The sequence below is a fragment of the Streptomyces sp. NPDC102278 genome, assembly GCF_044766345.1.
GTDB lineage: Bacteria > Actinomycetota > Actinomycetes > Streptomycetales > Streptomycetaceae > Streptomyces.
In genome coordinates, this window is the sequence record NZ_JBIWLV010000003.1 from 690,333 (window position 1) to 714,857 (window position 24,525).

A 24,525-nucleotide genomic window follows, 5' to 3' on the forward strand; every position below is an offset into this window, starting at 1 on the left:
TAGGGTTACGAGCTGCGGTCCGCCGTACGGCTCAGCGGGCGGCTTTAATTGAAACTGAAAGAGCCACGAAGGAGAGAGCGGCCTGATGACGGTTCCCCTGCCGACCGACACCACCCGGTGGCGCTGCACCCTGTGCGGCAACCTCACGCGGTTCGACGTGACCCGTTCGTCGAAGGTCGTGGAGTACATCCACCTGGACCTCGCCGGGGAGCCCAAGGTCGAGGAGCGCGAGGTGGTCAATGAGACCATCGAGTCGGTTCGCTGTCGCTGGTGCAACGCGGTGGACCAGATCGAGCTCGTGGACAGGCCGGGCGCGGACTCCTGAGGGAGCCGGGCCCACAGGTAGATCACGGTAGGGGTGACGGATTGTGGAGCCAGCAAGCGGCGCTGAGCCGGCCGATGCGGCCGGCGACGCCGCCGAGGTGCTCGACCGCCCGCTGCCGGAAGGCGTGCGGCGCAGGGTCGTCGCACTCGTCTCGGACGCCTTCGGCGGACTGACGGTCGGCGACCTCCCGGCGCAGCTGCGCCAGTACGCCCGGTTCACCCCGACCCGGCGGGCCAAGTTCGCGGGCAACGCCATGGCCGCGGCCGTGGAGACGGACACCGTCTTCCGCGGCCGGGTCGCGGAGAAGCTCCGCGAGGCCCAGGCCGAACTGGCCGGGGCCCTGGAGTCCGGGGCCCCGCCCGCCGCCGCCGATCCGCTGGACGTGGCGGCCGCCGCGTACGTGCTGCGCCCGACCGGCTGGGTCAAGCTGGTGGCCGCCGCGGGCGAGGAGGCGCAGCGCGCCGACGCCGAGCGGGTCGGAGACGAGACCCGGCGCGAACTGGAGCGGCTCCGCGAGGAGCTGGCGCACGTACGCGAACTGCAGCGCAGCGGCGGTGAGCAGGTGCGCGGCGAGCTGGACGCGGCGCGCAAGGAAGCGGAATCGCTTCAGCGCAAGCTGCGCAGCGCCCTCAGCGACGTCAAGCGGGGCGAGGCGGCCCTGCGCAAGGTCAACGCCGAGATCGACGGGATCCGCAGCGAGGCGGCCGCGCGGGTGACCACCGCCGAGAGCGAGACGCGGCGGCTCAAGTCCCGCCTCGCGGAGGTGGAATCCGCGCTGGAGACCTCGCGCCGGGCCACCCGCGAAGGGCGCAGCATCGAGGACATGCGGCTGCGGCTGCTCCTGGACACCGTGTTGGACGCGGCGGCCGGGCTGCGCCGCGAGCTGGCCCTGCCGCCCCTGTCCACCCGGCCCGCGGACACCGTGGAGGCGGTGGAGCCGGGCCGGATGACCCCGAAGGACATCGCGGCGCGCGCGCTGTCGGAAACCGATCCGGCGCTGTTGGACCAGCTGTTGGCGCTGCCGCAGGCGCATCTGGTGATCGACGGCTACAACGTGACCAAGACCGGCTATCCGACGATGCCGCTGGAGAAGCAGCGGCTCCGACTGCTGGGCGGGCTGTCGATGCTGGCCGCGCAGACGGGCGCGGAGATGACCTGTGTCTTCGACGGCGCGGAACTGGCCGCGCCGGTGCTGCTCGCCCCGCCGCGCGGAGTGCGGGTGCTGTTCTCCAAGGCGGGGGTGACGGCGGACGAGCTGATCCGCCAGTTGGTGCGGGCCGAGCCCGCGGGCCGGCCGGTGGTCGTGGTGTCCACCGACCGGGAGGTCGCGGACGGGGTGGCGAAGGCGGGTGCCCGGCCGGTGACGTCCGCGCTGCTGTTGAAGCGGCTCGCCCGGGTTTCGTAGCCCCTGCGGCTTCTGTCCTTTCCTGTAACGGCTGTGCGCAATGCCGGTATTGGTGGGTCGATCAAGGGAACGGACCGTCAACTACCCGGCACGGAGCGTGCGAAGACGGTAAAGAAGCCGGTCGGCGGCCGGAATTTTGCCTTCGAGGATTTGAACTGATCACAGCCGGGTCACTAGGGTCTGTTCAAACCTTCGTACGGTCGTTCACCCATTCGGGGTGTCGGCGGAGGCGCGCTGCCGAGTGTGACCGTCTTCGGCGGCTCCAGGAAGAAGGAGCTCGCGTTCGTGGCGTCCCACCGTCGACCCAAGCCGCCGACCCGCACGCGCGTGAGCGTCCTCACCGCCCTCGCCACCGCGGCCGTCGCCCTCTCCGCCCAGTCGGCCCACGCCGCCCCGGACAAGCCGAAGAAGGACGAGGTCAAGGAACAGGTCGACGCCCTCTACGAGGAGTCCGAGCAGGCCGGCGAGAAGGCCAACGCGGCCAAGGACCGCCAGGACAAGCTGGAGAAGGAGATCGGCCGGCTCCAGGACCAGGTCGCGCGCGGTCAGGCGGACCTCAACGACCTGCGCAGCACGCTCGGTTCGATGGCCACGGCCCAGTACCGCACCGGCGGCCTCGACCAGTCCATGCAACTGCTCCTCTCCGAGAACCCCCAGGACTACCTGGACAAGTCCTCCATGCTCCAGCAGATGAGCGGCAAGCAGGTCGAGGCGATATCCCAGATCCAGACCAAACAACGGGCCCTGGCGCAGCAGCGCGCGGAGGCCGGCGCCAAGCTCGCCGACCTCGACGCCACCCGCAAGGAACTGGCCGAGAAGAAGGCCACCGCCCAGGGCAAGCTCGCCGAAGCCCAGGCGCGCCTCAACTCGCTGACGGAACAGGAACGTTCGCAGCTGAAGGCCGCGGAGGCCAAGGCGGGCGACGAGGCCGCCAAGGCCGCCGGCGGGGGAGCCAAGCCCGGTGCGGTGAAGGGCTCCGGGCGGGCCGCGCAGGCGCTCGCCGCGGCCCTGACCCAGGAGGGCAAGGGCTACAACCTGGGCTCCACCGGCATGGCGTACTGGGACTGCTCCAGCCTGGCGCAGTGGGCCTACGCGCAGGCCGGCGTCCAGATCAGCCGCACCACCTACACGCAGGTCAACGACGGCACGCGCATCGGCGAGAGCCAGCTCCAGCCCGGTGACCTGGTCTTCTTCTACGACGACCTGCACCACGTCGGCCTCTACGCGGGCAACGGCCAGGTCTTCCACGCCTCCAACCCCAGGGGCGGCGTCAAGTACGAAGCCATGAGGAACATGCCCTTCCAGTTCGGCGTCCGCGTCGGCTGACCCCGTCCCTCCCGGTGCCTCCCCGGGCCGGGGAGGCGCGCCGGACACCGCCCATCCGGGCGAATTGCGACGACCCGCCGTGACCGCACGCCCCGCCGGTGACCTGCGTCTCCTGCGGGGCGCCGGTGTGTCCGGCCTCCGACGGTCGTTGGTCGGCGCCCCGTCGCGCCGCTACTGTCTGCCAGCGCGGAACCCGGCACACGGCCGTCCACGGAGGGCGGACCCGGGCCCCGCGCAAGCGGAAGGGAGCGGTTCCACGTGGCGTCCCATCGCCGGCCCGGCCTCATCGGCTTCGACCGGAACACGAAGATCACCGTCCTCACCGCCGCAGCGGCCACCGCCGCGGTCGCCATGACGGGAGCACCCGCCGGCGCGGCCCCCGGTCTCCCGCAGGACCCCTCGGCGGGCGCCCGCGCCCGGGTCGACCGGCTCTTCGAGGAGGCCGAACAGGCCACCGAGCGGTTCAACGAGGCCGGTGAGAAGGCCGACCGGCTCCGCGCCGAGATCAGCCGCGCCCAGGACTCGGTCGCCCGCGGCCAGGACCGCGTCAACACCATGCGCGGGGTCCTCGGCGCCTTCGCCGGAGCCCAGTACCGCTCGGACGGGATGGACCCCACGCTCTCGCTGATGCTGTCGGACAATCCCGACGACTACCTCGACAAGGCGGCCGTCCTCGGCCGGCTCGGCGACCGCCAGGCCGAGCAGCTCGACGAACTGCGCGACGAGCAGCGCCGGATCTCCCTGCAGCGCCAGGAGGCCTCCCGCAAGCTCGCCGAGCTGGACGCCCTGCGCGCCGACGTCGCCCGGCACAAGCGGTCCGTCACCGCGAAACTCGCCGCCGCCCGCCGGCTGCTGAACGCGATGCCCTCGCAGGAACGGGCCGACTTCGAGCGCGCCTCGCGCTCCGGGGACCGGCCCGGCCCGCTCCCCGAGATCCCCTCCTCCGGCGCGTCCTCGGGCCGGGCCGCGACCGCCGTGATGGCGGCCCGGGCCGCCGTGGGTCGCCCGTACGTGTGGGGTTCCACCGGCCCCTCCGGCTTCGACTGTTCCGGGCTGATGGTGTGGTCCTACCGCCAGGCGGGCGTGGCGCTGCCGCGCACCTCGCAGGCGCAGCGGCACGCGGGCCGGCAGGTGCCGTTGTCGCAGGCCCGCCCCGGCGACCTGGTGACGTACCGCTCGGACGCCAGCCACGTCGGCATGTACGTCGGCAACGGTCAGGTGGTCCACGCCCCCTACCCGGGCGCGCGGGTGCGCTACGACCCGGTCGGCATGATGCCGGTGTCCTCGGTGACCCGACCCTGAGGCGGACCCTGCGTACGATCGACCGATGCTCCCGCGTCGTCGGCCGGTCGTACGAGTCCTGCCCCTGCTGCTGTGCGCGCTCCTGGTCGGATGCGGCCTGTCCGGCGCAGCCCCGCTGGACCCCGGCGTCCGGCGGGCCGTGGCCGAGTGGTCCTCGGCCCCGCCCGCGCGACTCGCCGGGATCCCGCTGGAGGGCTGGTCGTACGAGGTCACCTCGGTCCGGCGGGACGGCGACCGGGCGCTCGCGCGGGCCCGGCTCCACTACCGGCTGACCGGTCACGACGCCGCCCCCGCCGAGTCGGTCCGCGAAGTGGACCTCGCCCGGGACGGCGGGACCTGGCGGGTGACCGGCGACCGGCCCGCGCCGGGAGCCCAGCCGCAACTGTGGGACCAGGGCGAGCCGACGGTGGTCCGGGGCGCGCACGCGCTGGTGCTCGGCGTCGGACAGACCCGAGGGACCCTGTCCGCGATCGCCGCCGAGGCCGACCGGGCGGTGCCCGCGGTCGGCGCCGCCTGGCCGGGGCCCTGGGCGGGGCGGGTGGTGGTGCTGGTCCCGGGCACCCTGGACGCCATGGCCGCGCTGCTGGGGCAGCCGCCCGCCGCGTACCGGGGCATGGGGGCCGTCACCACCGGCAAGGCGGGCACCGGACCCGCCCCGGCCGACCGGGTGGTCGTCAACCCCGAGGGGTACGCCCAACTGTCGGGGGCCGGCCGTCGGATCGTGCTGACCCACGAGGTCACCCACGTGGCCACCCGCGCCGCGACCACGGCCAAGACCCCGCTGTGGCTGTCCGAGGGCTTCGCGGACTGGGTGGCGTACCGCGACACCGCGAGCACCCCGGCCGAGGCGGCCCCGGCGCTGGGCCGGGCGGTGCGGCGCGGTGAACTGCCGGCCGCGTTGCCCTCGAACGAGGCCTTCGCGTTCGGCGGCGACCCGGACGCGCTGGCGCGCGCGTACGAGGGCTCCTGGCTGGCCTGCCGGCTGATCGCGGCGAAGTGGGGCGACGCCACGCTGGTGCGGCTCTACGAGTCGGCGGGCCGCGAGCCGCTGCCGACGGCCCTGGCGGACACGATCGGCGGCGACCAGGCGGGCCTGACGGCGGCCTGGCAGGCGGCCCTGAGCGGGGAACTGGGAGCCCCGTAGCCCGTACCGCGGGAGCCTGCCGGCGGGGACCGCGCGGGTGCGCGCCGGACCGTCCGGTACTTTGGCTGACGATGCACAAGACGCTGATCGTGACCAACGACTTCCCGCCGCGACCGGGCGGCATCCAGGCCTTCCTGCACAACATGGCGCTGCGCCTGGATCCCGACCGGATCGTCGTCTACGCCTCCACCTGGAAGCACGGGGCCGAGGGCCGCGAGGCCACCGCGGCCTTCGACGCGGAGCAGCCCTTCCAGGTGGTGCGCGACCGCACGACGATGCTGCTGCCGACCCCGCGGGTGACCCGGCGGGCCGTCGGCCTGCTGCGCGAACACGGCTGCGAGTCGGTGTGGTTCGGCGCCGCCGCCCCGCTCGGCCTGATGGGGCCCGCGCTGCGCCGGGCGGGGGCGCGGCGGCTGGTCGCGACCACGCACGGGCACGAGGCCGGCTGGGCCCAGTTGCCCGCCGCGCGGCAGTTGCTGCGGCGGATCGGCGAGGGCACCGACACCCTGACCTACCTCGGGGAGTACACGCGCTCGCGGATCGCCTCGGCCGTCACCGACCGGGCGGCCGCCCGGATGGTGCAACTGCCGCCGGGAGTGGACGAGAAGACCTTCCACCCGGGGTCGGGCGGGGCGGAGGTCCGGGCGCGGCTCGGGCTCGCCGAGCGGCCCGTGGTGGTGTGCGTGTCCCGGCTGGTCCCGCGCAAGGGGCAGGACACCCTCATCGAGGCCATGCCCCGGATCCTGGCCGCGGTGCCCGACGCCGTGCTGCTGATCGTGGGCGGTGGCCCGTACGAGGCCGATCTGCGCAAGCTCGCCGCCGACACGGGTGTGGCCGACTCCGTGGTCTTCACCGGGGCGGTCCCGTGGTCGGAGCTGCCCGCGCACTACGGCGCCGGTGACGTCTTCGCGATGCCGTGCCGGACCCGGCGCGGCGGACTGGACGTCGAGGGGCTCGGGATCGTGTACCTGGAGGCCTCCGCGACGGGGCTGCCGGTGGTCGCGGGCGACTCGGGCGGCGCCCCCGACGCGGTGCTGGACGGGGAGACCGGCTGGGTGGTCCGGGGCGGCTCCCCGGAGGAGGCGGCCGACCGGATCGCCACCCTGCTGCTGGACCCGGAGCTGCGCCGCCGCATGGGCGAGCGGGGCCGCGCGTGGGTCGAGGAGAAGTGGCGCTGGGACCTGCTGGCGGAGCGTCTGCGCGAGCTGCTCTGAGGCCCCGCCCCGGGGGGACCGGCCGGCCTTCGGGCGACGGCCGTGGCCGGTTCGCCACGCCTGACTGTCACTCAGATGTGTGTCAGCGCCCGCTATGGGGGGTTGGGTGGATTCCGCTCATCATGCGGCCATGACACCTCAACTGACGCGCCGTCAACTCCTCGGCGCCGGCGCCCTCCAGACCGCGGCCGTGCTCGGTTTCAGCCGGATCGGCCTGTCCTCCGCGGCCGCCGTCGAACCCGCCGCGGCGACCTACGCCCCCGCCATCGTCGTGGGCTCCGGATACGGCTCCGCCGTCGCCGCGCTCCGGCTCGGCCAGGCCGGCGTGCGCACCGTCGTCCTCGAAATGGGTCGGCTCTGGGACACCCCCGGGTCCGACGGCAGGATCTTCCCGTCCACCTCCGCGCCCGACCAGCGCTCCATGTGGTTCCGCACCCGCACCGAGGCCCCGCTCGCGCAGTTCCTCTGGCTGGACGTGGTCAACCGGAACATCAGCCCCTACCCCGGCGTCCTCGACCGGGTGAACTTCGGCGACATGTCCGTGTACGTGGGGCGCGGGGTGGGCGGCGGTTCCCTCGTCAACGGGGGCATGGCGCCGACGCCCCGGCGCTCGTACTTCTCCGAGGTGCTGCCCCGGGTCGACGCCGACGAGATGTACGGCACGTACTACCCCCGCGCCCGGGCCATGCTCGGCGTCAACGACATCGACCCGGCCTGGTTCGAGTCCACGGACTGGTACCGCTTCGCCCGCGTCTCCCGCAAGCACGCCCGGAACACCGGCCTGAAGACCACCTTCGTCCCCAACGTCTACGACTTCGAGTACATGAAGCGCGAGGCCGCCGGCGCCGCCCCCCGGTCCGCGCTCGCCGGCGAGGTCATCTACGGCAACAACCACGGCAAGAAGAGCGTCGACAAGACCTACCTCGCCGCCGCCCTCGGCACCGGCAACGTCACCATCGAGACCATGCAGCGCGTCGTCGGCGTCCGGCCCGACCCGGCCGGCGGCTACGTGCTGACGGTGCGCACCAGCGACGTCACCGGCAAGGTCACCCAGACCCGCGAACTCGGCTGTCGCCGGCTCTTCCTGGGCGCCGGCAGCCTCGGCACCACCGAGATCCTGGTCCGCGCCCGCGAGACCGGGACCCTGCCCGCGCTCACGGAGCAGGTCGGCCGGGGCTGGGGACCCAACGGCAACGTCATGACCGCCCGCGCCAACCACTTCTGGGACACGGTCGGGGCGAACCAGTCCACCATGCCCGCCCTCGGCATCGACGACTGGGACAACGCCGCCAACCCGGTCTTCGCGGAGATCGCCCCGCTCCCGATGGGGATCGAGCACTGGATCTCGATGTACCTGGCCATCACCAAGAACCCCGAGCGCGGGCACTTCACCTACGACGCCGCCACCGACTCGGCACGTCTGCAGTGGAGCCGGGACCAGAACGCCCCGTCGGTGCGGTCCGCGAAACAGCTCTTCGACCGGATCAACCGGCGGAACGTCACGATCTACCGATACGACCTGTTCGGCGACAACAAGGCCTTCGCCGACACCTTCACCTACCACCCGCTCGGCGGCTGCGTCCTCGGCGAGGCCACCGACGACCACGGCCGGGTCAAGGGCTACCAGGGGCTGTACGTGGTCGACGGCTCACTGGTCCCCGGGTCCCTCGGCGTGAACCCGTTCGTGACCATCACCGCGCTCGCCGAGCGGAACATGGAACGGATCCTCACCGATCCGCGCTGACCCCGACCGGCGAACGAGCTGCGGTCGGGACCGGGAGGAGCCGGCGACAGGCCCTGGAACGCGGGGGATCAGCCCCGGTACAGCGCCTCGATCTCGTCGGCGTAGTCCTTCGCCACCACGTTCCGCTTGAGCTTCAGCGACGGCGTGATGTGGCCCGACTCCTCCGTGAACTGGGAGGGCAGAATGCGGAATTTCCGTACCGATTCCGCCTTGGAAACCGCCGCGTTGCCGTCGTCCACGGCCTTCTGGACGGCGGCGATCAGATCCGCGTCCTCGCGCAGCTCCGCCGCCGTCACGCCGGCCGGCTTGCCGTGCTCGGCGGCCCAGCGGACCAGGAACTCCTCGTCGATGGTGACCAGCGCGGCCACGAACGGCCGCGCGTCGCCCACCACCATGCACTCCGCGACCAGCGCGTGGGCACGGATGCGGTCCTCGATCACCGCGGGCGCCACGTTCTTGCCGCCCGCCGTGACGATGAGTTCCTTCTTGCGGCCGGTGATCGCGAGATAGCCGTCCTCGTCGAGGGTGCCGACGTCGCCGGTGTGGAACCAGCCGTCGGTGAGCGCCTCGGCGGTCGCCGTCTCGTTCTTCCAGTACTCCTTGAAGATGTGCTCGCCGTGCAGCAGCACCTCGCCGTCGTCGGCGATGCGCACCACGGAGCCCGGCAGCGGCTGACCGACCGAACCGATCTTCTGGCGGTCCCACGGGTTGAAGGCCGTGGCCGCGCAGGACTCGGTCAGGCCGTAGCCCTCCAGCACCGTGAAGCCGATGCCGCGGAAGAAGTGGCCCAGTCGCTCGCCCAGCGGGGCGCCGCCGGAGATCGCGTACTCGCCGCGCCCGCCGAGGACCGTGTGCAGCTTGCCGTAGACCAGCTTCGAGAAGAGCCTGTGCTTGAGCCGCAGACCGAGGCCGGGGCCGCCCGGGGCGTCCAGCGCGCGGCTGTACGCGATCGCCGTCTCGGCCGCCGCGTCGAAGATCCGGCCCTTGCCGTCGGCCTGGGCCTTGGCGCGGGCCGAGTTGTAGACCTTCTCGAAGACGCGCGGCACACCGAGGATCAGCGTGGGCCGGAAGGACTGCAGCTCGTCGGTGAGGTTCTTGATGTCCGGTACGCAGCCCAGCCGGATCGGCGCCAGTACGGCCGCCACCTCCACCAGGCGCCCGAAGACGTGCGCGGCCGGCAGGAAGAGCAGGACGGAGCACTCGCCGGTGCGGAACAGGGGTCCGAGCCGCTCGACGACGTTGCCGCACTCCGCGAAGAAGTTGCGGTGGGTCAGCACGCAGCCCTTGGGGCGGCCGGTGGTGCCCGAGGTGTAGACGATGGTCGCCGGGTCGTCGGCGTTCGCCAGCGCGGTGCGCTCGTCGACCTCGGCGTCCGTGACCTCGGCGCCGGCGGCGCGGAGCGCGGCGGGGGCGCCCTGCTCGATCTCCCAGACCTCGCGCAGCTCCGGCAGGCCGTCGCGCAGACCGGCCACCGTCGCACTGTGGCCGGGGCTCTCGACGACGACGGCGCTCGCGCCGGAGTCGCCGAGGATCCACTGGATCTGCTCGGGGGAGCTGGTCTCGTAGACCGGCACGGTCACGCCGCCCGCGGTCCAGATGGCGAAGTCGAACAGCACCCACTCGTACCGGGTGCGGGAAATCAGGGCCACCCGCTCACCGGGACGGATGCCGGCCGCGATCAGACCCTTGGCCGTGGCCCGGACCTCCGCCAGGAACTCGGTCGCCGTCACGTCCTGCCATCTGCCGTCCACCTTGCGGCTCATGACGGCGACGTCGGGATGCTGAGCGGCGTTGCGGCGGATGAGATCCGTCAGGTTCCCGTCCGACGGGACCTCGTACAGGGCCGGAAGGCTGAACTCGCGCAAGACTGCTGCTCCTCTGGGCGCCATCGCCACCATGTGGACCGACCGGACGTTACCCACCGGTAGTGGGTTCCGGATAGAGGGAACCGGCCAGATGTTCCATGCGTCACACGACACGGACGTGCCGAGCCGAGACTAGTCGACCCCGTTCGCGACTCGGAAGTAACCGCAGGTGGGCCGGGGGCGGGGCGGCCCCTACCCGTCGAGCCCGGGCGCCCCTAGGGTGGCGGCATGGTGGGCAGGGAGAGTCGTACACGGGTTCATGTCGTCAGTGACGTCCACGGCAACGCCGAGGCGCTCGCCCGGGCGGGGGAAGGTGCCGACGCCCTGATCTGCCTGGGTGACCTGGTGCTCTTCCTCGATTACGCGGACCACTCCCGCGGCATCTTCCCCGATCTGTTCGGGGTCGAGAACGCCGACCGGATCGTGGAACTGCGCACCGCGCGGCGCTACGGGGAGGCGCGCGATCTCGGCCGGCGGCTGTGGGCCGGACTCGACCGGGAGGCGCTGATCGAGGGGGCGGTGCGACGCCAGTACGCCGAGATGTTCGCCGCGTTCCCGAACCCCACCTACGCCACCTACGGCAACGTCGACATGCCGGGACTGTGGGCGCAGTACGCGGGACCCGGCACGACCGTGCTCGACGGGCAGCGGGTGGAGATCGGCGGCCGGGTCTTCGGCTTCGTGGGCGGCGGACTGCCCTCGCCCATGCGCACGCCGTACGAGGTGGACCCCGAGGAGTACGCGGCCAAGGTGGAGGCGGTGGGCGAGGTGGACGTGCTCTGCTCGCACATCCCGCCGGAGGTGCCGGAGCTCTGCTACGACACGGTGGCCAGGCGGTTCGAGCGGGGCAGCGAGGCCCTGTTGGAGGCGATCCGGCGGACCCGCCCGCGGTACGCGCTGTTCGGGCACGTGCACCAGCCGATGGCCCGGCGGATGCGGATCGGGGCAACGGAGTGCGTGAACGTGGGGCACTTCGCCTCCACGGGACGGCCGTGGGCGATGGAGTGGTGAGCGCGGCCGCCCGCCCGCCGGGCCCCGCCGGCGGGACCGGGGAGGCACTGGAGTGGCCGGGCCCGCACGCGCGGTAGCCTTCACGCGGCGGCCGGAGGCCCCCGCACACTTGTCGAACTCCCCCAGCTGCCGCTGGGAAGTGCCCCCGACCCGGAGGAGCGACCGCGATGGCGGAACACACCAGCTCGAGCATCACGATCGAGGCGGCCCCGGCCGACGTCATGGCCGTGATCGCCGACTTCGCCCGCTACCCCGAGTGGACCGGCGAGGTGAAGGAGGCCGAGGTGCTGGCCACCGACGCCGCGGGCCGCGCCGAGAAGGTCCGCCTGCTGCTCGACGCCGGCGCGATCAAGGACGACCACACGCTCGCCTACTCCTGGACGGGCGCCGACGAGGTCAGCTGGACACTGGACAAGTCGCAGATGCTCCGCCAGCTGGACGGCTCGTACCGGCTCGCCCCGCTGGACGGCGGCAAGCGCACCGAGGTCACCTACCAGCTCACCGTGGACGTCAAGATCCCGATGCTCGGCATGATCAAGCGCAAGGCCGAGAAGGTCATCATCGACCGCGCCCTGGCGGGCCTGAAGAAGCGCGTCGAATCCGCCTGAGCGCACGCCGGAGTCGGGCGACTTCGGCCTCGCCGACGTTCGAGGCGCGAGGCCCGGGACGGAGCCCCGCCGGAGGGCGCACCCCGGGCGGAGCCCGGCCCGCACCCCCTCACAGGAGCCCCGCACCATGCACACCCTGCTGATCACCGGCCCCGGCGGAGCCGGTCGGACCACCGTGGCCGCGGCCACCGCCCTCGCCGCCGCGCGGCAGGGGCGGCGCGTGCTGCTGCTGTCCGGTGACCCCGGCGCCCCCGACGACCGCCTGACCGGGCTGCTCGGGCCCGCCACCGGCCCTCCCGCGCAGATCGTGCCCGGGCTGCGGGCCGTCCCCGCGACCCGGGGCGTGCGGGTCGCCCGGATCGACTCCGGCGAGGAGTTCCGGGCCGAACTCGTCACCCTCCAGGAGCGGGGCGCCTCGCTCATCGGGATGCTCGGCGGACGGCCGCTCGGGGCGGAGGAACTCACCGAACTCCCCGGATCGGAACAGTTCGCCCTGCTCAGGGCCCTGCGTCGAGCCGCCTCGGCGCCCGACGTCGATCTCCTGATCGTGGACATGCCCCCGCTGCACCAGGCGATCGCCACCCTCGCGCTCCCCGCCCAGCTGCGCCGCTACCTGGCCCGGCTGCTGCCCGCGGAGCGACAGGCGGCCCGAGCCCTGCGCCCCGTCCTCGCCCAGCTGGCCGGGGTACCCATGCCCGCGCAGTGGCTGTACGAGGCGGCGGCCCGCTGGGACGAGGAACTGGCCGCCGTCGAGGCCGTCGTCGAGTCCCCCGCGACCGAACTGCGCCTGGTGGCCGAGCCCGGGCCCGCCTCCGACGAGGCGCTGCGCACCGGCCGGCTCGGGCTCGCCCTGCACCGGCTCCCGGTCGCCTCGCTCGTCGCGAACCGGACGGTCCCGCGGGACTCCGACGACCCGTGGGTCGCCGGCCTCGCCGCCCAGCAGCGGAAGTACGCCGACCAGTGGGCCGCCGAGCTGACCGTGGTCCCGCTCGCGCACCTCGGCCGGGACCCCCGCGACCCCGGCGACCTGGCCCTGCTCGCCGACACCGAGGCGATCGCCCCCCGGGCGGCCGCCGTCCACCGCCGGGCCTGGGCCGTCGAGGACCGGCTCGCCGAGGACGGGGTGCTGGTCTGGGCCGTGCCGCTGCCCGGGGCCCGCAAAGCCGACCTCGACCTGATCCGGCGGGGCGACGAACTGCTGCTCACGGCCGGCCCGTACCGCAGGATCGTTTCGCTGCCCTCGGCGCTGCGGCGCTGCACCGTCTCCGGCGCCGCCCTGGCCGACGGCGAGCTCCGCGTCCGCTTCACCCCGGATCCACAACTGTGGCCCCGCGAGCGCTGAGACCCGTACCACCGTTCGGGTACCGTCGAAGGTAGTCAGTCCCGTACGTCCCGCATCCGCCGCAGGAGAGTCCGCCATGAGCGAGGCCACCGACCGCCCCACCGACGACGACGCCTGGGCCAAGGCCTGCGCCGAGGACCTCGCAGCGGAGAAGGAGCGCCGCAGGACGGGGCAGGGCGAGGCGGGCACCGGCACCGGCAGCGCCGCCGAGGAGCTGTTCAAGCTCTTCGAAGCCGTCGCCGACAAGGTCTCCACCCTGAACAACCCGCTGCTCGGCGCCGCCGCCCAGGGCGCGGTCCGCCAGTTCGTCACCCAGGCCAAGACCGCTGCCAAGCCCGTCATCGAACGCAACCCCGAGGTCTTCGACCACCTCGCGGCGGCCGGCTCCGAGCTGCTCGCCGCCTACCGGTCGGCCGTCGAGGGCCACGAGCGCCGCTGGACACGTGACGAGGCCGCGCCGCCCGCCCCCGGCCCCCGCGGGGAAAGCGCTCCCCGCACCCCCGGCGCCGGGCGCGACGACCGCGACGAAGGTCCCGATTCCGGCCCGTCCGAGCGGATCGATCTCGACTGATCCTCCGTCGCGCTCGGGTACGGTGGGCCGTGGCGGGGTTTGACCGGAAACCGAGGGACTAATGGGACTCACCATCGGCGTCGACATCGGCGGCACGAAGATCGCGGCCGGCGTGGTCGACGAAGAGGGCACCATCCTTGAGACGTACAAGGTGCCCACCCCGCCGACCGCGGACGGGGTGACGGACGCGATCTGCGCCGCCGTGTCCGAGGTCAGCAGCAATCACACCATCGACGCCGTCGGCATCGGCGCCGCCGGTTACGTGGACGACAAGCGCGCCACCGTGCTCTTCGCGCCGAACATCAACTGGCGCCACGAGCCGCTCAAGGACAAGGTCGAGCAGCGCATCGGCCTGCCGGTCGTCGTCGAGAACGACGCGAACTGCGCGGCCTGGGGCGAGTACCGCTTCGGCGCCGGCCAGGGCCACGACGACGTCATCTGCATCACGCTCGGCACGGGCCTGGGCGGCGGCATCATCATCGGCAACAAGCTGCGGCGCGGACGCTTCGGCGTGGCCGCCGAGTTCGGCCACATCCGGGTCGTCCCGGACGGTCTGCTGTGCGGCTGCGGCAGCCAGGGCTGCTGGGAGCAGTACGCCTCCGGGCGCGCGCTCGTCCGGTACGCCAAGCAGCGCGCCAACGCCACCCCCGAGAACGCGACGACCCTGCTCGCGCTCGGCGACGGCACCCCCGAGGGCATCGAGGGCAAGCACATCAGCGAGGCGGCCCGGGCCGGCGACCTCGTCGCCATCGACTCCTTCCGCGAGCTGGCCCGCTGGGCCGGCGCGGGGCTGGCCGACCTGGCGTCCCTGTTCGACCCGTCCGCGTTCATCGTCGGCGGCGGCGTCTCCGACGAGGGCGACCTCGTCCTGGACCCGATCCGCAAGTCCTTCAAGCGCTGGCTGATCGGCGGCGCGTGGCGCCCGCACGCGCAGGTGCTCGCCGCGCAGCTCGGCGGCAAGGCCGGCATGGTCGGCGCCGCCGACCTGGCCCGCCAGGGCTGACGCACCCGGTTCCGTCCGCTGCCCGCCGCGCCCCCTGTGGGAGCGGCGGGCAGCTGCGTATCTTGCGGGGCATGGACCTGCCGAAGTCGCATACGGAGCCCGACGGTTCAGCCGTGATCCGGGTACTCAGCTACAACATCCGCTCGCTGCGCGACGACGAGGACGCGCTGGCCCGCGTGATCCGGGCGTGCGAGCCCGACCTGGTGTGCGTCCAGGAGGCGCCCCGCTTCTTCAGGTGGCGCAAACACGCGGCGCGACTGGCGTCGAAGTGCGACCTGGTGGTGCTGGGCGGCGGCGCGACGGCCGCCGGGCCGCTGCTGCTGTGCTCGCTGCGGGCGCACGTGGAACGCACCCGGGACGTCCTGCTGCCGTTGCGGCCGGGACTGCACCGCAGGGGCTTCGCGACGGCCGTCGTCCGCTTCGGGCCCGCGCCCGGGACCAGGGTCGGCGTGCTCAGCGCGCACCTGCCGCTGGACGCGGGGGAGCGCGAGGAGCACGCGGGACTGCTGCTGGAGCGGCTGGCGGGGATGGACGTCCCGTACGCGATCGCCGCGGGCGACGTCAACGAGGGCCCGGAGGGCCGCGCCTTCGGCCGGCTGGCCGCGGAACTCCAGGACTGCCGGGCCTTGGCGCCGTGGGGCGGGGAACACACCTGGCTGCGGTCCGGGGCGCCGAGGCGGATCGACGCGGTCTTCGCGTCGAAGGGGATCGAGGTGCTGGGCTGCGGAGTCCCCGCGGGGCTGCCCGGGGTCACGGAGGCGGACCTCCGCGACGCCACCGACCACCTCCCGGTGCTGGCGGCCCTGCGCCTCGGCGCGGGCCGGGCGTCGGGCTGAGCCGCCCGGACGCCGCCCCGCGCCCTCGTCCCACGTCCCCCCGTCCCAGGCCGCCCCGGTCCGACGCCCTACGGGTGCCGGCGTCGGATCGGGGGCCGGGGCCGGGGCCGGAATCGGGGGCCGGGTTCGGCAGGATCCGTAACGGACGGCCCAGACGACCGGAACGGACGGCCTAGACGACGGCTCCGCGCCCCGGGTCGTCCTCGTCATCGTCGTCGTGCGACATGCGGGCCACCAGGGTGGCGAAGCCGCCCAGGAAGCCGCCGATGCCCAGGGTGGTCAGCCACCAGGTCATCTCCCACTGGAGCAACACCGCCACGAGCAGCAGGACCGGGCCGCCCACGACCGCCAGCCAGGCGAACTTGGACGTGGTGTCCGCCGCCGGGAGTTCCGGCTCCGGAGGGACGAAATGGCCCTCGTCCGCCCGGTCCTCGGGCGTCACGTCCTCGTCCTTCGGTTCGTCGAGGGAGTGGTCCCGGGGACCCGCCCCGCCCACGCCCGGCGCGAAGGTAACCGAGCTGCCCAGCGGTCCGGCGGGACCCGGCGGGTCACCGGGCCCGGCGTCCTTCTCCGGCGGCTTCGTGACCGAGGGGGGCGTCGGCTGGACGTCCTCCTCGGGCAGCATCAGGTTCTCGATGGGCCGGAACGGTCTGGATCCCGGCGGGTCCGGCGGTTCCTGCCCGTACCCGGCGACGATCGCCGCCCACGCCGCCTCCTCGTCCAACGGGGGAACACCCCCGGACGACTCCTCGTGCTCAGCCACCGCTGGCCGCCCCCTCCCTGCCGACGCTCTTCGAGAGCCGTCCGACGAACGCAAAACTGTCCGCGAAGATCCGCTCCGCGTCATGGTCCAACGTCGCGACGTGGTAGCTCTGTTCCAGCAGGGTCTCGGTCACGTCCGTGGACGAGATCCGGGCCAGTACCCGCGCCGAGTCCACGGGCGGGACGACGTGGTCCTGCGGGCTGTGCAGCAGCAGGACCGGCTGGGTGACCTGGGGCAGCTCGGCGTCCACCAGGCGCAGGAACGCGCGCAGCGAGTGGGCGGCCCGCGTCGGGACCCGGTCGTAGCCGATCTCCGTCGATCCCGGCTTCGCGATGTCGTTGGCGACGCCCGGCGTGGAGCGGATGACGTGCTTGGCCACCGGAAGGGCGAAGGCCAGCGGGTCGTGCAGCTTGTTGGCCGGATTGACCAGGACGATGCCGCTGACCGAGTCCCCGTGCTTGGCGGCCAGGCGCAGGGTCAGCGCTCCGCCCATCGACAGCCCGAAGACGAACACCTGCTCGCACCGGTCGAGCAGCTCGCGCAGCGCGCGGTCGACCTCGGCGTACCAGTCCTGCCAGCCCGTGAGTTGCATGTCCTGCCAACGCGTCCCGTGCCCGGGCAGCAACGGCAGCGACACCGTCAGCCCCCGCTCGGCCAGGTACTCGGCCCAGGGGCGCAGCGACTGCGGGGAACCGGTGAAGCCGTGGCAGAGCAGCACGCCGACCTCTCCGCCCTCGTGGCGGAACGGCTCTGCTCCAGGGAGGACGGGCACCAGGGTCTCCTTGTTGATCAGGATGCGAGGGGGAAGGGGAGGGGAGATGAGAGGGGTACGGGTGCGTAGCGCTGTGTGACTTCACCGTACGCGACCGGGGTGGTACCGACCAGGGTCGTAGGACCGCTCCCGGGGGAGCCAGGGGATAAGGTCTGTTCGACAGACACAGGAAGGCTTTCGAGTTGATCTACGGCGCAATGAAGTTCTCGATCGGCGGTTCCCTGAAGCTCGCCTTCAGGCCGTGGGTGGAGGGCCTCGAAAACATTCCCGCTGAGGGGCCGGCGATCCTCGCGAGCAACCACCTGTCCTTCTCGGACTCCTTCTTCCTTCCGGCCGTGCTCGACCGGAAGGTGACCTTCATCGCTAAGGCGGAGTACTTCACCTCCCCCGGCGTCAAAGGCAAGCTGACGGCCGCCTTCTTCAAGGGCGTCGGCCAGCTCCCGGTGGACCGTTCGGGCGCGCGCGGCGCCGGCGAGGCCGCGATCAAGAGCGGCATCGACGTCATCGAACGCGGAGAGCTGTTCGGTATCTACCCCGAGGGGACGCGTTCACCCGACGGCCGCCTCTACCGCGGCAAGCCCGGCGGGCTGGCCCGGGTGGCCCTGGCCACCGGGGCCCCGGTGATCCCGGTCGCGATGATCGACACCGAGAAGATCCAGCCGCCCGGCAAGGTGGTGCCGAAGCTGATGCGCCCCGGCATCCGGATCGGCAAGCCGCTGGACTTCAGCCGCTACCACGGCATGGACGGCGACCGGTTCATCCTGCGCTCGGTCACCGACGAGGTCATGTACGAGATCATGAAGCTGTCGGGTCAGGAGTACGTCGACATCTACGCGACGGCCGCCAAGCGGCAGATCGCGGACGCCGAGAAGGCCGCCAAGGCCGAGAAGGCGGACAAGACCGACAAGGGCGACCAGGGCGCGCAGTAGCGGGACGGGCGGTACCGCCCGTACGGGGTGGGGGAGATGGCGAAGCGCGAGCGCGTCGTACGCATGTCGGTCGAGCAGCCGCTGTGGCGGGCCCTGACGGGCTACCGGCTGCTGACCATGATCTACGCGGTGTTGCTGTTCGCCTCCGCGTACAAGGACTTCGACCACCCCGGCGTCGCGGTCGGCTACCTCGCGGTCCTCGCCGTCTGGACGTTGGCCACCCACCGCCGGGTGGCCAACGCGGCGAGCTGCACCAAGCCCTTCCTCGGCGCCGACCTCGGCGTCGCGATCGTCGGGATCCTGCTCACCCCGCTCGCCGACAACGCGGAGCGGATCGCGGGCGGCGGTCCCACCCTCCCCAGCATCTGGACGGCCGGCTCGGTCCTCGCCTTCGCCCTCAAGGGCGGCTGGCGCTGGGCCGGCTTCGCCTCCACCTTCGTGGCCGCCGCCAACATCGCGGTCCACGGCGGCGATCCCACCCGCGACACCCTCCACAACGTCCTGCTGGTCTGGGTCGCCTCCATCGCCATCGGCTACGTCGTCGAGGTCGCCCGGGCCAGCGAGGCCACGTTGGCCCGCGCCCTGGAGATCGAGGCCGCCACCCGCGAACGCGAGCGCCTGGCCCGCGACATCCACGACGGGGTCCTCCAGGTCCTGGCCATGGTCCAGCGACGCGGCACCGAACTGGGCGGCGAGGCGGCCGACCTGGGCCGGATGGCGGGGGAACAGGAGGTGGCGCTGCGCACGCTGGTCTCCAGCGGGCTCGTGCCCACCTCCCGGATCTCCCGCGACGAGTCGCTCGGCGCGCTCGTGGACTCCTACGAGGTCGAGGAGTCGGCCGCGGACAACGCCGAGCTGGACCTGCGCGGCCTCCTCGCCCCCCACGCCGGCTCGAAGGTGAGCTTCGCCGAGCCGGGCACCCCGGTACCGCTCCCGGCGCCCGCGGCGCGGGAGCTGGCGGCGGCGGTGGGGGCCGCCCTGGACAACGTGCGCAAGCACGCGGGGGAGGGGGCCCGGGCCTGGATCCTGGTCGAGGACTGGGGCGACGAGGTGATCGTCACCGTTCGCGACGACGGCCCCGGCATCCCGGCCGGCCGGCTGGACCAGGCCGAGGGCGAGGGCCGGATGGGCGTCGCCCTGTCGATCCGGGGCCGACTGCGCGATCTCGGCGGCACCGCCGAGCTGGTGTCCGTCCCCGGACAGGGCACCGAAGTGGAACTGAAAGTACCGAGGGGGAGCACCCAGTGACCGAGCCCAACGAGCGCACCGAGCTCAGCGCCATCAAGGTGATGGTCGTCGACGACCACCCGATGTGGCGGGACGCGGTCGCCCGCGACCTGGCCGCCGCCGGCTTCGACGTCGTGGCCACCGCCGGGGACGGCCCGGAGGCGGTCCGCCGCGCCAACGCCGCCGCCCCGCACGTCCTGGTCCTCGACCTCAACCTGCCCGGCATGCCCGGGGTGCGGGTCTGCAAGGAACTGGTCGGCGCCGACCCGGCCCTGCGGGTGCTCGTGCTCTCCGCGAGCGGCGAGCACGCCGACGTCCTGGAGGCGGTGAAGTCGGGCGCGACCGGCTACCTGCTGAAGTCCGCCGGGGCCCAGGAGCTGATCGACGCGGTCCGCCGTACGGCCGCCGGCGACCCGGTCTTCACCCCCGGCCTCGCCGGCCTCGTCCTCGGCGAGTACCGCCGGCTGGCCACCGATCCGGCGCCGGCCGCCGCCAACGAGCCCAAGGCCCCGCAACTGACCGACCGGGAGACCGAGGTGCTGCGGCTGGTGGCCAAGGGGCTCTCGTACAAGCAGATCGCGGAGCGGCTGGTCATCTCCCACCGCACGGTGCAGAACCACGTCCAGAACACCCTGGGCAAACTGCAGTTGCACAACCGCGTGGAGCTCGTCCGCTACGCCATAGAGCGCGGCCTGGACGACGGCCTGGACGACGCGTAGACCCCTTACGAGTGAACGGGTGTGCGGTAACGCCCCCTGAATCCACCGGAATTGCCTCTTCCCGGCATCTTGCCGTGACCTGCGTCACCACTAGCGTGACGGTCGTGCGGGCTCATTGGGCTCAGTGGGCCCTTTGCCGAAGGGAGATTCCATGAAGGTCGGAGTGCTGACGGGCGGCGGAGACTGCCCCGGGCTCAACGCGGTCATCCGGGCCGTCGTCCGCAAGGGCGTGCAGGAGTACCGGTACGAGTTCCTCGGCTTCAAGGACGGCTGGCGCGGCGCGGTCGCGGGGGACACGGTCCCGCTCGACATCGCGGCCGTGCGCGGGATCCTGCCGCGCGGCGGCACCATCCTCGGCTCCTCGCGCACCAACCCGTTCAAGCTGGAGAACGGGGTCCGCCAGATCAAGGAGAACCTCGCGAAGTTCGAGGTCGACGCCCTGGTCGCGATCGGCGGCGAGGACACCCTCGGGGTGGCCGCCAAGCTGTACGAGGAGTACGGCATCCCGTGCGTGGGCGTGCCGAAGACCATCGACAACGACCTCTCGGCCACCGACTACACCTTCGGCTTCGACACGGCCGTCGGCATCGCGACCGAGGCCATCGACCGGCTCCACACCACGGCCGAGTCGCACATGCGGGTGCTGGTCGTCGAGGTCATGGGGCGCCACGCGGGCTGGATCGCCCTGCACTCCGGCCTGGCCGGCGGGGCCAACGTCATCCTCATCCCCGAGCAGCGCTTCGACGTGGACCAGGTCTGCGCCTGGGTCACCTCCCGCTTCAAGGCGAGCTACGCGCCGATCGTGGTCGTCGCCGAGGGCGCGATGCCCACGGACGGCGAACTGGTGCTCAAGGACGCGACGACGGACTCCTTCGGGCACGTGCGGTTGTCGGGCGTCGGCGAGTGGCTCGCCAAGGAGATCGAGGCGCGGACCGGCAAGGAGGCCCGTACGACGGTCCTCGGTCACGTCCAGCGCGGCGGCACGCCCAGCGCCTTCGACCGCTGGCTGGCCACCCGCTTCGGGCTGCACGCCGTCGACGCGGTGCGCGACGGCGCCTTCGGCACGATGGTCGCGTTGAAGGGGACGGACATCGTCCGGGTGCCGATCCTGGAGGCCACGTCGAAGCTCAAGACCGTGGACCCGGCGCTCTACGCGGAGGCCGGCGTCTTCTTCGGCTGAGCCGGAGCGCGTGCGCGGATCATGGGTCGTATCGTGACAAAGGGCCCATGATCCGATGCAGGCGACGGCAGTACGGGAGCGAACGTGGAGATCCTCGCATTCGGGGTGCAGGCGGACGAGAAACCGCTCATCGAGAAGGCCTTCGCCGGCCGGCTCGACGTCCGCTGCCTGGACGTGTTCCTCGGCGAGGACACCGCCCCCATCGCCGCCGGGTACGAGATCGTCTCGTCCAACGTCAACGCCGACCTCAGCGGGCGGGTGCTGCGGACCCTGGCCGAGGGCGGGACCAGGATGATCGCCCAACGCTCCACCGGCTTCAACAACATCGACCTCGACGTGGCCCGGGAGCTGGAGCTGACCGTCAGCCGGGTCTCCTCCTACTCGCCGTTCTCGGTGGCCGAGTTCGCCTGGACCCTCGCCATGGCCGTCAACCGCAGCATCGTGCGGGCCTCGAACCGCACCCGGGACTTCGACTTCCGCCTCAACGGACTGATGGGCCGTGACATGCGCGGCCGCACGGTCGGGGTCTTCGGCACCGGGAAGATCGGCGAGGCATTCACCCGGATCGCCCGGGGCTTCGGCATGAACCTGCTGGGCTGGGACGTGACACCGAACCCGGCCTGCGTGGACCTCGGCATGAAGTACGTGGACAAGGACACGCTGTTCGTGGAGTCGGACCTGATCAGCCTGCACGTCCCGCTGCTGGACGCGACGCGGCACATCATCGACGGCGCGGCGCTGCGACTGATGAAGGACGACGCGATCCTGGTCAACTCCAGCCGGGGCGGGCTGGTGGACACGGACGCGCTGGTCGACGAACTCCGGGCGGGCCGGTTCGCGGGCGTCGGCCTGGACGTCTACGAGGCGGAGGCCGGACTGTTCTTCACGGACCGCTCCCTGGAAGCCGTGGAGGACGACACCCTCGCCCGGCTGATCACCTTCCCGAACGTGGTGGTGACCTCCCACCAGGCGTACTACACCCACGACGCGGTGGGCCAGATCGTCGACGCCACCCTCGCGAACGTGCGGGACTACCTGGCCGGCCGCCGCTCCGAGAACACCCTGTCGCCGTCGCCCTGAGCCACCCCGAACGCCGCGCCGTCGGCGGGACCGGTCGCCCGGCCCCGCCGAACGCGGGCTCACGCCGGGGCGGCCGCCCGTACGCCCGTCAGCAGGTCGCGCAGCAGCTCCGCCCCGCGCAGGGTCAGCACCGACTCCGGGTGGAACTGCACCCCGGCGAAGCCGGCCGCCGACCGCAGCGCGTGCACCTCACCCGTCGCCGGGTCCCGCGCGACCTCGACCCCGCGCAGGGCCAGCCGCTCCGCGAGCTCCGCCGGGCAGTGGGCGGTGTACGTGTTGTAGAACCCGACCACCTCGGGCGCCCCGAACAGGTCGATCCGGGTCTGCGCCCCCTGCGCCGGCTCCGCCTTGCGGACCAGCGGGAGGCCCAGTTCGGCGGCCAACAGCTCGTGACCCAGGCAGACGCCGAGCAGCCCGTGCCGGTGGCCCGCCAGCAGCTCCGCCGCCAACGCGCGCAGCGTCCGCATCTTCGGGTCGGACGCGTCCGCCGGGTTCCCCGGCCCCGGACCCAGGACGACCGGCCCCTCCCAGGCCAGGGCCGCCGCCCGCAGCCCGGAGTCGTCGAAGCGGCGCACGGTCACCTCCAGCCCCGTCACGCGCAGTACGTGGGCCAGCATCGCGGTGAAGGTGTCCTCGCCGTCCACCACCAGCGCGTGACCCGGCGCGGTGGCCGGCCGCTCCTGCATCCGCAGCCAGAAGGGGGCCAGGTCCGCTCGCCGGGCGGCGAGGGCCGCCTGCACCCGGGGGTCGCCCGCGAGCGGCACCCCGCTCGCCGCGGGGCGCGGCGCGGGCGCCCGCACCCCCAGCGCGGCCAGCACCCCGGCCGCCTTGGCGTGCGTCTCGGCCACCTCGCCCGCCGGGTCGGAGTGCCGCACCAGCGTCGCCCCGACCGGTACGCGCAGGGTCCCGTCCGGCGCGATGTCGGCCGTGCGGATCAGGATCGGGGAGTCCAGGGTCTGCGCCCCGGCGGCGTCCGTGCCCAGCAGGGCCAGCGCGCCCGCGTAGTAGCCGCGACCGCCGCTCTCGTACCGCTCGATCACCCGGCAGGCGTTCTGCACCGGCGAGCCGGTCACCGTCGCCGCGAACATGGTCTCGCGGAGCACCTCGCGCACGTCCAGCGAGGATCGGCCGCGCAGCTCGTACTCGGTGTGCGCGAGGTGGGCCATCTCCTTCAGTCGGGGCCCGACGACCACCCCGCCCATGTCGCCGACCGTGCACATCATCTTGAGTTCCTCGTCGACCACCATCGACAGTTCCTCGGTCTCCTTGCGGTCGCCGAGGAAGGCGAGCAGCGAGTCGACCGTCGGGCCCTGCGCCGGATACCGGTAGGTCCCGCTGATCGGGTTCATCACGACCGTGCCGCCGGACATGCGCACGTGCACCTCCGGGCTCGCCCCCACCAACGTGCGCTCCCCGGTGTGGACGACGTACGTCCAGTACGCGCCCCGCTCGCCCACCAGCAGGCGCCGGAACAGCGCCAGGGCGTCCGCCCGCCCGAAGCCCTCGATCCGCCCCTCATAGGTGCGCCGGACGACGAAGTTCGCGCCCTCACCGCGCCCGATCTCGTCCTCGATGACACGCTCCACGGTCGCCGCGTACCGCGCGTCCGGGACGTCGAAGCCGCCGTCCTCGACCCGCACCTCGTGGTCCGGCAGGGCGTCGAGCACCTCGGCCAGCGGCAGCTCGTACGCCTCCTCCGCCGCCAGCACGCTCAGCGGCGTCCCGTCGTCGCGCACGTCGAAACCGCGCTCCCGGATCTGTCGGAACGGCACCAGGGCCAGCGTGGGCAGCTCCCCGACGGGCAGGTCGGCGAGCCGCTCGGCGGTGTGGACCGGCCCGATCAGCACCTCGACGGTGTCGTGGTCGCGACCGGGGGTGCGGCGGCGCAGCAGGGCGAACGGCGGGCAGGAGTCGTCGAGCAGTCTGCTGATGTCCATGGGCGGGCGTCCTTCTCGGAGGTCTCGGAGCTGAGGTGAGAGGGCCGGCCCGGGCCCGGAAACGCCGAAGGCCGCCCCTCGGGCGGCCTTCGCGTCGTTCGAGTCGTCTACGTACGCGCGAGGAGTGGGCCGCCGGAAGCGGGCCACCACCAGTTCTTGTTCGAGTGCGCGTACATGCCGCCGACCCTAGCCCACGCCGCCGGCGGAGGCGAAGCGTCCGCG

Annotated in this window: 22 protein-coding genes; 18 read left to right on the forward strand and 4 right to left on the reverse strand. The window is 73.0% G+C overall.

All coding sequences use genetic code 11. From position 1 onward, the window contains the following. Window positions 1-85 precede the first annotated feature (85 nt). The 7 genes from ACIRO3_RS12160 (at window position 86) to ACIRO3_RS12190 (ending at window position 8,460) form a co-directional block, all read left to right on the forward strand. Entirely contained in the window at window positions 86-325 is a 240-nt protein-coding gene (locus ACIRO3_RS12160) for a hypothetical protein (RefSeq protein WP_030036330.1), read from the forward strand. A gap of 40 nt (window positions 326-365) precedes the next feature. Continuing rightward, window positions 366-1,730, forward strand: a complete 1,365-nt coding sequence (locus ACIRO3_RS12165; protein WP_404135352.1) for an NYN domain-containing protein — start codon at window positions 366-368, stop codon at window positions 1,728-1,730. Between the two features lie 285 nt (window positions 1,731-2,015). Continuing rightward, entirely contained in the window at window positions 2,016-3,056 is a 1,041-nt protein-coding gene (locus tag ACIRO3_RS12170; protein ID WP_366000683.1) for an NlpC/P60 family protein, read from the forward strand. 258 nt (window positions 3,057-3,314) lie between these two features. After that, entirely contained in the window at window positions 3,315-4,358 is a 1,044-nt protein-coding gene (locus ACIRO3_RS12175; RefSeq protein WP_361784437.1) for an NlpC/P60 family protein, read from the forward strand. Between the two features lie 25 nt (window positions 4,359-4,383). Beyond that, window positions 4,384-5,502, forward strand: coding sequence for a hypothetical protein (locus ACIRO3_RS12180; protein ID WP_404135239.1), 1,119 nt, complete (start codon window positions 4,384-4,386; stop codon window positions 5,500-5,502). Window positions 5,503-5,573: 71 nt separating this feature from the next. Then, the gene (locus ACIRO3_RS12185) at window positions 5,574-6,716 is read left to right on the forward strand and encodes a glycosyltransferase family 4 protein (RefSeq protein ID WP_366000681.1); all 1,143 of its coding nucleotides are present in this window, start codon (window positions 5,574-5,576) and stop codon (window positions 6,714-6,716) included. A 130-nt stretch (window positions 6,717-6,846) separates the two neighbouring features. Then, window positions 6,847-8,460: a GMC oxidoreductase gene (locus tag ACIRO3_RS12190; RefSeq protein WP_404135242.1), complete on the forward strand. Its 1,614-nt coding sequence runs from the start codon at window positions 6,847-6,849 to the stop codon at window positions 8,458-8,460. Window positions 8,461-8,528: 68 nt separating this feature from the next. Here the strand turns inward: ACIRO3_RS12190 and ACIRO3_RS12195 are convergent, their stop codons facing one another. After that, window positions 8,529-10,325, reverse strand: a complete 1,797-nt coding sequence (locus ACIRO3_RS12195; protein ID WP_404135245.1) for an AMP-dependent synthetase/ligase — start codon at window positions 10,323-10,325, stop codon at window positions 8,529-8,531. 228 nt (window positions 10,326-10,553) lie between these two features. On the opposite strand from ACIRO3_RS12195, the gene ACIRO3_RS12200 reads away from it, so the two are divergent. From ACIRO3_RS12200 to ACIRO3_RS12225, 6 genes are all read left to right on the forward strand, one after another. Continuing rightward, complete coding sequence (locus tag ACIRO3_RS12200; protein WP_361784452.1) at window positions 10,554-11,336, forward strand: metallophosphoesterase; 783 nt, start codon at window positions 10,554-10,556, stop codon at window positions 11,334-11,336. Between the two features lie 167 nt (window positions 11,337-11,503). Then, entirely contained in the window at window positions 11,504-11,944 is a 441-nt protein-coding gene (locus tag ACIRO3_RS12205) for an SRPBCC family protein (protein ID WP_053676051.1), read from the forward strand. A 127-nt stretch (window positions 11,945-12,071) separates the two neighbouring features. Further along, window positions 12,072-13,286 (forward strand): ArsA family ATPase, encoded by a 1,215-nt coding sequence (locus tag ACIRO3_RS12210; protein WP_404135250.1) that lies wholly within the window; start codon window positions 12,072-12,074, stop codon window positions 13,284-13,286. A gap of 76 nt (window positions 13,287-13,362) precedes the next feature. Continuing rightward, entirely contained in the window at window positions 13,363-13,857 is a 495-nt protein-coding gene (locus ACIRO3_RS12215) for a DUF5304 domain-containing protein (protein WP_366000676.1), read from the forward strand. Between the two features lie 61 nt (window positions 13,858-13,918). After that, complete coding sequence (locus ACIRO3_RS12220) at window positions 13,919-14,860, forward strand: ROK family glucokinase (RefSeq protein WP_053676048.1); 942 nt, start codon at window positions 13,919-13,921, stop codon at window positions 14,858-14,860. Window positions 14,861-14,931: 71 nt separating this feature from the next. Next, entirely contained in the window at window positions 14,932-15,696 is a 765-nt protein-coding gene (locus ACIRO3_RS12225; protein WP_404135254.1) for an endonuclease/exonuclease/phosphatase family protein, read from the forward strand. A gap of 172 nt (window positions 15,697-15,868) precedes the next feature. Here ACIRO3_RS12225 and ACIRO3_RS12230 read toward each other — a convergent pair whose 3' ends face one another. Together ACIRO3_RS12230 and ACIRO3_RS12235 are read right to left on the reverse strand one after the other, a co-directional pair. Then, complete coding sequence (locus tag ACIRO3_RS12230; RefSeq protein WP_361784466.1) at window positions 15,869-16,459, reverse strand: hypothetical protein; 591 nt, start codon at window positions 16,457-16,459, stop codon at window positions 15,869-15,871. After that, on the reverse strand, window positions 16,452-17,231 hold the full coding sequence (locus tag ACIRO3_RS12235) for an alpha/beta fold hydrolase (RefSeq protein ID WP_361784469.1): 780 nt from the start codon (window positions 17,229-17,231) through the stop codon (window positions 16,452-16,454). Before ACIRO3_RS12235 ends, ACIRO3_RS12230 begins: the two co-directional genes overlap by 8 nt. 197 nt (window positions 17,232-17,428) lie before the next feature. On the opposite strand from ACIRO3_RS12235, the gene ACIRO3_RS12240 reads away from it, so the two are divergent. From ACIRO3_RS12240 to ACIRO3_RS12260, 5 genes are all read left to right on the forward strand, one after another. Further along, window positions 17,429-18,160: a lysophospholipid acyltransferase family protein gene (locus tag ACIRO3_RS12240; protein WP_404135355.1), complete on the forward strand. Its 732-nt coding sequence runs from the start codon at window positions 17,429-17,431 to the stop codon at window positions 18,158-18,160. Window positions 18,161-18,196: 36 nt separating this feature from the next. Continuing rightward, the gene (macS, locus tag ACIRO3_RS12245) at window positions 18,197-19,408 is read left to right on the forward strand and encodes a MacS family sensor histidine kinase (RefSeq protein ID WP_404135257.1); all 1,212 of its coding nucleotides are present in this window, start codon (window positions 18,197-18,199) and stop codon (window positions 19,406-19,408) included. A gap of 41 nt (window positions 19,409-19,449) precedes the next feature. Continuing rightward, window positions 19,450-20,106: a response regulator transcription factor gene (locus ACIRO3_RS12250; RefSeq protein ID WP_366000705.1), complete on the forward strand. Its 657-nt coding sequence runs from the start codon at window positions 19,450-19,452 to the stop codon at window positions 20,104-20,106. A gap of 151 nt (window positions 20,107-20,257) precedes the next feature. After that, on the forward strand, window positions 20,258-21,286 hold the full coding sequence (locus ACIRO3_RS12255; RefSeq protein ID WP_366148486.1) for a 6-phosphofructokinase: 1,029 nt from the start codon (window positions 20,258-20,260) through the stop codon (window positions 21,284-21,286). A gap of 84 nt (window positions 21,287-21,370) precedes the next feature. Beyond that, complete coding sequence (locus ACIRO3_RS12260) at window positions 21,371-22,366, forward strand: 2-hydroxyacid dehydrogenase (protein WP_404135261.1); 996 nt, start codon at window positions 21,371-21,373, stop codon at window positions 22,364-22,366. 59 nt (window positions 22,367-22,425) lie between these two features. Here the strand turns inward: ACIRO3_RS12260 and ACIRO3_RS12265 are convergent, their stop codons facing one another. Further along, window positions 22,426-24,303, reverse strand: a complete 1,878-nt coding sequence (locus ACIRO3_RS12265; protein WP_404135264.1) for an anthranilate synthase family protein — start codon at window positions 24,301-24,303, stop codon at window positions 22,426-22,428. Window positions 24,304-24,525: the final 222 nt, after the last annotated feature.

Coding starts and splice junctions, on each gene's coding strand:
- ACIRO3_RS12205 (WP_053676051.1), top strand. CDS start 11,504: ATGGCGGAACACACCAGCTCGAGCATCACGATCGAGGCGGCCCCGGCC.
- ACIRO3_RS12160 (WP_030036330.1), top strand. CDS start 86: ATGACGGTTCCCCTGCCGACCGACACCACCCGGTGGCGCTGCACCCTG.
- ACIRO3_RS12215 (WP_366000676.1), top strand. CDS start 13,363: ATGAGCGAGGCCACCGACCGCCCCACCGACGACGACGCCTGGGCCAAG.
- ACIRO3_RS12220 (WP_053676048.1), top strand. CDS start 13,919: ATGGGACTCACCATCGGCGTCGACATCGGCGGCACGAAGATCGCGGCC.
- ACIRO3_RS12210 (WP_404135250.1), top strand. CDS start 12,072: ATGCACACCCTGCTGATCACCGGCCCCGGCGGAGCCGGTCGGACCACC.
- ACIRO3_RS12185 (WP_366000681.1), top strand. CDS start 5,574: ATGCACAAGACGCTGATCGTGACCAACGACTTCCCGCCGCGACCGGGC.
- ACIRO3_RS12255 (WP_366148486.1), top strand. CDS start 20,258: ATGAAGGTCGGAGTGCTGACGGGCGGCGGAGACTGCCCCGGGCTCAAC.
- ACIRO3_RS12180 (WP_404135239.1), top strand. CDS start 4,384: ATGCTCCCGCGTCGTCGGCCGGTCGTACGAGTCCTGCCCCTGCTGCTG.
- ACIRO3_RS12250 (WP_366000705.1), top strand. CDS start 19,450: ATGGTCGTCGACGACCACCCGATGTGGCGGGACGCGGTCGCCCGCGAC.
- ACIRO3_RS12265 (WP_404135264.1), bottom strand. CDS start 24,303: ATGGACATCAGCAGACTGCTCGACGACTCCTGCCCGCCGTTCGCCCTG.
- ACIRO3_RS12225 (WP_404135254.1), top strand. CDS start 14,932: ATGGACCTGCCGAAGTCGCATACGGAGCCCGACGGTTCAGCCGTGATC.
- ACIRO3_RS12190 (WP_404135242.1), top strand. CDS start 6,847: ATGACACCTCAACTGACGCGCCGTCAACTCCTCGGCGCCGGCGCCCTC.
- ACIRO3_RS12200 (WP_361784452.1), top strand. CDS start 10,554: ATGGTGGGCAGGGAGAGTCGTACACGGGTTCATGTCGTCAGTGACGTC.
- ACIRO3_RS12240 (WP_404135355.1), top strand. CDS start 17,429: ATGAAGTTCTCGATCGGCGGTTCCCTGAAGCTCGCCTTCAGGCCGTGG.
- macS (WP_404135257.1), top strand. CDS start 18,197: ATGGCGAAGCGCGAGCGCGTCGTACGCATGTCGGTCGAGCAGCCGCTG.